General features: G+C 70.2%; 8 protein-coding genes. 2 read left to right on the forward strand and 6 right to left on the reverse strand.

Going from position 1 to position 8,505, the window contains the following annotated elements; genetic code table 11:
- The 3 genes from FJ108_16910 to FJ108_16920 all read right to left on the reverse strand — a co-directional run.
- A partial coding sequence (locus FJ108_16910) for an electron transfer flavoprotein subunit beta/FixA family protein (protein MBM4337569.1) occupies positions 1-779 on the reverse strand: 779 nt, incomplete at its 3' end.
- Positions 776-1,054 carry a hypothetical protein gene (locus FJ108_16915; protein MBM4337570.1) on the reverse strand — a complete coding sequence of 93 codons (279 nt, stop codon included), beginning with the start codon at positions 1,052-1,054 and terminating at the stop codon, positions 776-778. The genes FJ108_16915 and FJ108_16910, both read right to left, overlap by 4 nt.
- Positions 1,051-2,151 carry a nitronate monooxygenase gene (locus FJ108_16920; GenBank protein MBM4337571.1) on the reverse strand — a complete coding sequence of 367 codons (1,101 nt, stop codon included), beginning with the start codon at positions 2,149-2,151 and terminating at the stop codon, positions 1,051-1,053. The genes FJ108_16915 and FJ108_16920 overlap by 4 nt, the downstream gene beginning before the upstream one ends.
- Before the next feature lie 121 nt (positions 2,152-2,272).
- Here FJ108_16920 and FJ108_16925 point away from each other — a divergent pair, with 121 nt between their 5' ends.
- Both FJ108_16925 and FJ108_16930 read left to right on the forward strand, forming a co-directional pair.
- Complete coding sequence (locus FJ108_16925; GenBank protein ID MBM4337572.1) at positions 2,273-3,487, forward strand: CoA transferase; 1,215 nt, start codon at positions 2,273-2,275, stop codon at positions 3,485-3,487.
- Entirely contained in the window at positions 3,487-4,710 is a 1,224-nt protein-coding gene (locus FJ108_16930; GenBank protein ID MBM4337573.1) for a CoA transferase, read from the forward strand. The genes FJ108_16925 and FJ108_16930 overlap by 1 nt, the downstream gene beginning before the upstream one ends.
- Here FJ108_16930 and FJ108_16935 read toward each other — a convergent pair whose 3' ends face one another.
- The 3 genes from FJ108_16935 to FJ108_16945 form a co-directional block, all read right to left on the reverse strand.
- A complete protein-coding gene (locus FJ108_16935; GenBank protein MBM4337574.1) occupies positions 4,711-5,493 on the reverse strand; it encodes an enoyl-CoA hydratase/isomerase family protein in 783 nt (260 codons plus the stop codon). It abuts the gene before it with no gap.
- A 5-nt stretch (positions 5,494-5,498) separates the two neighbouring features.
- Positions 5,499-6,476: an amidohydrolase gene (locus FJ108_16940; protein MBM4337575.1), complete on the reverse strand. Its 978-nt coding sequence runs from the start codon at positions 6,474-6,476 to the stop codon at positions 5,499-5,501.
- The coding region (locus FJ108_16945; GenBank protein MBM4337576.1) for a xanthine dehydrogenase family protein molybdopterin-binding subunit at positions 6,473-8,505 on the reverse strand (2,033 nt) is incomplete at its 5' end. The genes FJ108_16940 and FJ108_16945, both read right to left, overlap by 4 nt.

Consider the following 8,505-nt stretch of genomic DNA (forward strand, 5'->3'; position numbering starts at 1 on the left):
CCCCGGTCGGCGAGCGCCGCGGGACTCGCGCCTTCGATGAACTCGCACTTTCCCTGCAGCTCGGGGACGAAGCGACGGATCAAGGTCAGGGCAGGGACCAGGTCCGCTTCCGCGAGGCCGAGCTCCGCGGGCGTGAGCACGCGCGGCTTCACGCGGCGCGCGGCGAGCTTGCGCGCCGCGGTCGGATAGCGCGGAGCGCCGAGCTCGTTCGAGATCGTGACGACGGCGGGGCCGCGGACCTCGACGGTCTGGTCTCCGTCTGGCGTGACTCGCACGATTCGCGCCGTGGGCGGGTCGGAGTCGCGGTCGAGCTCGATCGAGCGCGCGACCGTCACGACCGGCATTCCGAGCGCCTCGCCGATCAGCGCGGGCACGACGCCCTGGTCGTCGTCGGAGGCCTGGCGCCCGCAGAGCACCAGATCCGCGCCGCCGATGCTCCGCACGTACGCGGCCAGGATCCGCGCGATCACGTGGCCGTCCGGGTCGGGCGCGTCGAGGGCGATCTCGGCCACCTCGTCTGCGCCGAGCGCCGAGGCGTGGCGCAGCAGGTTCGAGAGCTCGCGTCCGACCGACACGACGTGGATCGCGGCCGGAGCTCCGGCATCGCGAATCCGCAGCGCGGCCTCGATCGCCTGCTCGTCGTAGCCGTTGATCAGCCGGGGGATCGCCGTCTGCGTGAGCGTGCGGCCGTCGGCGCCGATCGCGAGCCGGCCGGCGAGCGCGTAGCTGTTCACCGCGTCGGGGTCGAGCACCTCCTTCGCGCAGACGACCAGCTTCATGAGAGGAACAGACTCCCCGACTCACACCATACGGCGTCGCCGGGGTAGCCCTCGGGCTTGCGCTCGAGCTCGGCGAGCAGGTACCAGCGCCAGGGGGGATCTCCGTGATCCACGTAATCGCCGGTCAGGGTTCCCGCGAACTCCTCGCGACCGGCGAAGCGGGTTCCCGGCACGCCGCCTCCGCCGTCGCACTCGGCGCGACGCCCGGCCCGGCTCGCGTCGAAGCCCGGCCGCGACGCGTGCCGGCTCGAAGCCGCGGGATCGGGATCGCTCACGCGTCGTCTCCGACGCGTTCCTCGAAGGCCCCGAGCGCCTCTTCCACCATGTCGAAGACGATCTGACGCGCGGGCTTCATGCTCGTGACGAAGCCGACGCCCTGGCCCGCGGCCTCGTACATCAGGTCCTCGCGGCGGTGGTCGTTCGCCGCCTGCGTGTAGCGCGCGCTGAGAAGCATCTGGTACGGCGCCGAGAGCGGGCGCGGCGCGTCCGGCTTTGCCCACTCCTCGGTCCACGGGCACTTCAGCGTTCGCATCGTCATGCCTGAGACGCTTCGCGAGTGGGTGGTGTCCTCGGCGCTGGCGGCGAGCAGCTTCTCCTTGATGATCATGTCCTCGTCGGACTCTCGCGACGCGAGCCAGAGCGTTCCGGTCCAGACTCCCGAAGCGCCCAGACAGAGCGCCGCCGCGAGATGCCGGCCGGTCGTCACGCCGCCGCCCGCGATCACCGGCGTGTTTCCCGCGATCGCGGCGACTTCGGGCACGATCGAGAAGGTTCCGATCGTTCCGGTGTGCCCGGCCGCATCGTAGCCCTGCGCGATGATCGCGTCGACGCCCGCTTCGATCTCGCGCTCCGCCTGGCGCTTCTTTCCGATCAGGCCGAAGACCTTGATGCCGCGCGCGTGCGCGGCCTCGAGGATGAACGCGGGATTTCCCAGGCCCGACGTGAAGACCGGAACGCGCTCGTCGAGCACGACGTCGAGCTGCGCGCGCGCCATCTGCTGATTGAGTCCGCCCCAGCGGTGCAGCGCCACGGGGCCCTTCGGCTCTGGCACGTCGTGGCGCTTCGCGATTCCCGCGGCGAAATCGCGGTGGCTCGCCGGGATCTTGCTCTCCAGATCTTCGAGCCCGCCCTCGAGCGGCGAGGAGGCCGGCAGCACCAGGTCGATCCCGTACGGCTTGCCGTCGATCCGCTCGCGGATCCAGCGGATGTCGGCCGCGATCTCGTCGGGGGTGTGCATCGCCTCGCCGAGCACCGCGAACGCGCCCGCGTTGATGACCGCGACGGCCACGTCCTTGCAGTGCGTGAACGCGATGATCGGGTACTCGATCCCGAGCATGTCGCAGAGCTTCGTCCGCAACGGGTCTCTGGGCACGGTGGCTCTCCCCGGCGAGTGAGTGGATCGCGCTGGCCTCGCCTCTTGTCCCGCGCGGGCGGCCCATCATAAGATCGCCGCGTCCCCGGTTTCAACGCCCGATCGGCCGAGAAGGAGCGGAATGCCCGAGGGAGCTCTCGCGGGAATCTCGGTCGTGGAGCTGGGCGAGATGGTCTCGGCGCCCTACTGCGCGCGCCTCTTCGCCGACTACGGGGCCGACGTGATCAAGGTGGAGCGGCCTGGAACGGGGGATCGCGCGCGCGCCTGGGGGCCGTTTCCCGGCGACGACCCGCACATCGAGAAGAGCGGGCTGTACCAGTACCTGAACACCGGCAAGCATGGCATCACGCTCGATCCGGCGACGGCGCGCGGCAGGGCGCTCTTCCTCGAGCTGGTGGGCGGCGCGGACGTGCTGATCGAGAACGCGTCGCCGCGATCGCTTCGCGAGCGGGGCATCGACTACGCGTCGCTCGCGGCGGTGAATCCGCGTCTGGTCATGATCTCGATCACCCCGTTCGGGCAGACCGGCCCCTACGCGGACTGGAAAGGCTACGACTTGAATGCCTTTCACCTCTCTGCCGCGGGCAGCCGCTACTGCGGGCGTCCCGATCAGGCGCCGCTCGAGCACGGCACTTTCGCGGCCGACTTCTTCGGCGCGGTCACGGGCGCGGCGTGGGGCCTGGCCGCGTGTCTCGGCCGCGAGCAGGTCGGCGGCGGTCAGCAGGTCGACGTCTCCTGCGCCGAGGCGATCGCGGCGGTCTTCGTCGGCGGCCAGAACATCGGCGGCTACGCGCAGGACGGGAAGTTCGAGCGCCGCACCGGCGTCGGCATGCCGCTCGGCGCTCCGGCCACGATCGTGCCCTGCAAGGACGGACACGTCTGGATGCTCGCGCTCGAGCCGGGCCAGTGGAATGGGCTCGCGCGCGTGATGGGCAACCCGGAGTGGATGGAGCTCGAGATGTTCCAGGACATGTTCGCGCGCGCGCAGAACTCCGACGCGATCTATCCGCTGATCGAGGAGTGGACCATGACCCGCAGCAAGTGGGAGATCATGGAGCGCTGTCAGGAAGCGGGCGTGCCGATCACGGCCGTGTTCGACGTCGCCGAGGCGGCGGGACACCCTCACCTGGCCGCGCGCGGCTACATCGTCGAGGTGCAGCATCCGCTTCTCGGGGGGCTTCCCGTGCTCGGGCCGCCGTTCCGACTCCCCGCGAGCACGGGCCGCACCGGTATGGCGGCGCCGCTTCTCGGTCAGCACAACGCCCGGGTCTTCGGCGAGAGACTCGGGCTCAGTGAGTCGCAGCGCGCCGAGCTCACAGCCAAAGGCGTGATCTAGTGAACGGGCGCGCGCTCCCGCTCGAGGGCATCCGGGTGGCGAATTTCGGCTGGGTCTGGGCGGGTCCGGTCGTCGGCCAGACACTCGCCTTCCTCGGAGCCGAGGTCTACAAGATCGAGTCACGCGCGCGGATCGACATGACCCGGACGCTGCCGCCGTTCGCCGAAGGAGTTCGCGATCCGAGCCGCAGCCTGTCCAATCACGCCTGCTGGGCCGGAAACGGGAGCGTCACGCTGAATCTGAAGAAGCCCGAGGGTGTCCGGCTCGCGCTCGAGCTCGTGGCGAAGTCCGACGCCGTGATCGAGAACTTCGGACCGGGCGTGATGGAGCAGCTGGGGCTCGGCTACGAATCGCTTCGCGCGGTGCGGCCGGACGTGATCCTGTTCTCGATGCCCGCCGCCGGTCTGGACGGGCCGCTGAAGGACATCCGCACCTACGGGCTCAGCCTGACCAGCACCACCGGTCTCGACAGCCTGACCGGGTATCTCGGCGGCCCGCCGGTTCCGGTCGAGAACGCCTTCTCGGACCCCTACAACGGAATCCTCGGCGCGTTCGCGATCCTGGCGGCGCTGCACCACCGGCGCCGCACCGGCGCGGGACAGCACATCGACTACTCGCAGCAGGAGGCGGTCATGCAGATGGTCGGGCCCGCCTTCATGGACTGGACCCTGAACCGGCGCGTGGCCGGCCCGATGGGCAACCGGCACCCGCTCGGCGCGGCGGCACCGCACGGTGTATTCCCGTGCGCGGGGGAGGACCGCTGGATCAGCATCGCCGTGCTGGAGGAGTCGGAGTGGCGCGGCCTGGTCGAGGCGATGGGCGCGCCCGACTGGGCGAGCGCCGCGGGTTTCGCGAGTCACGCCTCCCGGCTCGAGAACCTGGATGCGCTGCACGAGCGGCTCTCCGAGTGGACGCGGCGGCACGACGATCGCGAGCTGGCCGCGCGGCTGCAGCGACACGGCGTCGCGGCCGCGCCGGTGCTGAACGTGGCGGACCTGCTGCGCGACCCGCACTACGTCGCGCGCAAGACCTTCATCGAGGTACGCCACCCGCTCGGCTTTTCCGAGACGATCTACGGCGCGTACGTGAAGAACAGCCGCACGCCGGCCCTGGTCGAGCCGGGTCCCGCGATCGGGCGCGACAACGAGCACGTCTTCCGCGAGCTGCTCGGCCTGTCGGAAGCGCGCTACCGCGAGCTGGTCGGGACGCAGGTGATCTACTGATCAGCGGCCCGTGAACTTCGGCGGGCGCTTCTCGGCGAAGGCGCGCGGCCCCTCGCGCGCGTCCTGCGAGGCGAACACGCGCGCGGCGAGCGCCTTCTCCAGCACGAAGCCCGGCTCCTGTCCGAGCGCGCGCAGCGCGATCTCCTTGGCGGTGCGCACCGCGAGCGGGCCGTTGCGGCAGATCTTCTCGGCGAGCTCGAGCGCCTCGGGCATGACTCGATCCGCGGGAACGACCCGATTCACCAGGCCGATCTCGAGCGCGCGCCGCGCGTCGAGTGACTCGCCGGTGAGCAGGAGCTCCATCGCGACCACCCAGGGAATCTGTCGCGGCAGGCGGATGTGCGAGCCGCCCGCCGGGACCAGCCCCCAGCGCACCTCGGCCAGCCCGAACTTCGCGTGCTCGGCGGCGATGCGCAGGTCGGTGCCCTGCAACATCTCGAGCCCGCCGGCGACGCAGAGCCCGTTCACCGCCGCGATGATCGGCTTGTAGATGTCCGAGAACTGGCGCTTGGTCGGGTCGTCGTAGCCGAGCGAGTCTCCCGAGGTGAGCAGCGGCGCGGCGTCCTTCAGGTCCATGCCGGCGGAAAAGCTCTTCGCACCGGCTCCAGTCAGGATCGCCACCCAGAGCTCGGGGTCGCGATCGAAGATCCGGAACGCCTGGTCGAGGCCGGCGAGCATCTCGCGCGTGTAGGCGTTCATCGCCTCGGGGCGGTTCATGGTGATGATCGCGATCCGGCCGCGCCGCTCGAGCTGGATCGTCTCGGGGAGCTCCGCGTCCACCATGCGTCTCACTTGACTCGCTTGGTCGGCTCGATCTTGGCGAGCTTCGCGAGCGTGAGTCCCAGGATTCCCGCGCGGTCCTCGTCGCTGATCGGCGCGTAGCCCCACTTCTGCTGCAGCTCCTCGGGCATCTGCAGGTTGCGCACCCAGTCGACCACGCGCGTCATGTCGTCGAACGGCAGGTCGAGCCCCATCACGATCCGGCCCGGGCCGGCCCACTGCATCGCCTCGCCGATCATGTGGTAGCCGCGGTACGGCGCGCGCTGGAACCAGCCGATCACGCCCGAGAGGCTGAGGTAGAGATTGCGGTGCTTTCCGGCCAGGCCGATCAGCTCCTCGGAGTGCGGCCAGCCCATGTGGTACGCGATCACCTTGAGATCCGGGAAGTCGAGCAGGACGTCGTCGAGCAGTCCGGGGTGGCTGAAGCGGCTCGGCTGCGGAACCACGTACGACATTCCCGTGTGTACGGTCAGCGCGATGTCGAGTTCGCAGGCCTTCTCGTAGAAGGGCCAGAGGCGCTTGTCGTTGAGCGCCCCCTCGTCCTCGCAGACGTAGACCTTGCAGAGCCGGGCGTTGCGTTCCTTCACCAGGAACTCGAGCTCCCAGATCGCGTGCTCCACGCCGCGCTTCAGGATCGGCCCGACGTTGCACTCCAGATACAGGCGTTCCCGGTAGGGCTCGATCTGCGACAGGATGAAGCCGTTGCTCGACATGGGCATCGCATGCCCGCTGATGTCCATCATCGGCTCGCGCAGCGCGAAGGCCACGTCGACGCGCGCCTCGTCCATGTACTTGACCAGCTCCTCGGCGATCGGCGCGGGCATGTGTCCGCCCCCGGCCAGATCGCGACCCGCCCAGGCGCGCATCACGCCGTCGACGCTCTGCCACCAGCGCGTGAAGTTCGGGTAGTAGCTCATCTCGGCCATCGACTGGGGGTTCATCAGGTGGCACTCGCTGAGTGCGACGAAGGGATCGCTTGCGTTCATCGGGGCTGCTCCTTCATGAGTCTCCAGAGGCGCTCCGGAGTTGCGGGTATCTCGGTCGCGACCACGCCGAGCGGCGAGAGCGCGTCGTTGATCGCGCAAAGCATCGCGGCCGGCGTGGTGTGCATCGCTCCCTCGCCCACGCCCTTCGCGCCGAGCGGCGTGAACGGCGACGGAGTCACGATCGCGGTCTTGCGCGTCTCGGGAACGTCGTGGATCGTGGGGAGCAGGTAGTCCATCAGCGTCGCGGTCAGCGGCTGACCGGACGCGTCGTAGTGGTACTCCTCGAGCAGCGCCGCGCCGATCCCCTGCGCGACGCCGCCTTGGATCATGCCCTCGACGGTCGCCGGGTTGAGACGCGTTCCGCAGTCGTCGGCGATGAAGTAGTCCAGGATCTCGACGCGGCCGGTCTCGCGGTCGATCTCGATCGCCACGACGTGACACGCGTTCGCCGCGGTCAGGTAGCTCTTCGCGCGGCCGAGCTCGTCGGGCTGGGTGCGTCCGGGCGCGGTCCAGACGTAGGTCGCCTCCGGGCTCGGCTCGACGCCGGGCGGCAGAAGATCGCTTCGCGCCAGCATGGTTCCCGCGACCTGCGCGAGCGACAGCATGGCTCCCGGAACGCCGCGGATCGCGAACGCGCCGTCGCGGAGCTCGATCTTTTCGCTCTCGGTCTGCAGCAGGTGCGCGGCGACGAGCGAGAGCTTCCGCGCGAGCTTCTCCGCGGCGCCGAGCACCGCGCCGGCGAGCGCCACGCCGAGCCGGCTGCCGCCCGGACCGAAGTGGGGCGGGGCGGAGAGGGAGTCCTGGGGAACCACCTGCACGTCCGCGAGCTCGACGCCGAAGAAGTCGGCGAGGAGCTGCGTCGCGATGGTGTACTGCCCCTGGCCCTCGTGCGCGAAGCCGACGCGCACGATCACCTTGCCCAAGATGTCGATCGCGACGCTGCAGCCCTCGGGCACGCCCGTGCTCGGCATGCCCAGGATCGAGTAGGCGTTCCAGTCGAAGACGCCGGGCTCGATCGTGCTCACCACGCCGATGCCGAAGAGGCGGCCCTGCGCGCGCGCCGCGCCCTGCCGCGCACGGAGCGCCGCGTAGTCGGAGAGCTCGAGCACGGCGTCCAGAGCCGCCTCGTAGTTCCCGCTGTCGTACTCGTTTCCGCTCGGGATCGTGTACGGGAAGCGATCGGGCGGGATGAAGTTCCGCCGCCGGATCTCCGCTGGATCGAGCGCGAGCTCGCGCGCGGCGACGTCCATCAGCTGCTCGAGCACCAGGTTGTGCGGCGGCGGGCCCATTCCGCGGTAGGGACTTCCCGGAAGCTTGTTCGTGGCGACGATCGTGAGGTCGTACTCCGCGACCGGAATCGCGTAGCAGCCCGTGAAGGAGGCGAGCGGCTTGGCGGCGCTCACCGCGCCGAAGCCCTCCGCGGTCGCGCCGAGGTCGTCCAGGAGCTTCACTCGAAACGCGCCGACCCGGCCGTCGCGATCGAGCGCGAGCGACGCCGTGTAGTGTCGGTCCCAGGACTGGCTCGCGCCGCCGGACATGTACTCGATCCGGTCCTCGATCCACTTCACCGGCCGCCCGCCCGCCTTGCGCGAGAGCAGCGCGGTGATGTCGGTGCCGCGCGATCCGCCCTTGCCGCCGAAGCTTCCGCCGTGCGGCTGGCTGATCAGCCGCACCTTGTGCGACGGGAGCCGCAGCGACGCGGCGCGGCCGAGCGCCATCTGCGACTGCGACTGGAAGCTGCCGTGACAGGTCAAGCTTCCCTCGACCGGATCCCACTGGCTGATCACGCCGAAGGTCTCCATCGGATTGGCGCCCAGGCGGTGCCAGCGGAACGACCGCTCGACCACGCGGTCGGCGCCGCGAAACGCGGCTTCGACGTCGCCCCAGCGGAACCGGCGCTGGAACACGATGTTGTGTCCGTGCTCCTCGAAGAGCGGCGTGCTCTCGGGGCGAGCCGCCCGCCCGGCGTCGACCACGGCGGGAAGCGGCGCATACTCGACGCGGATCCGCTCGAGCGCGTCCTCGGGGG

Source organism: Deltaproteobacteria bacterium, assembly GCA_016875225.1.
GTDB lineage: Bacteria > Myxococcota_A > UBA9160 > SZUA-336 > SZUA-336 > VGRW01.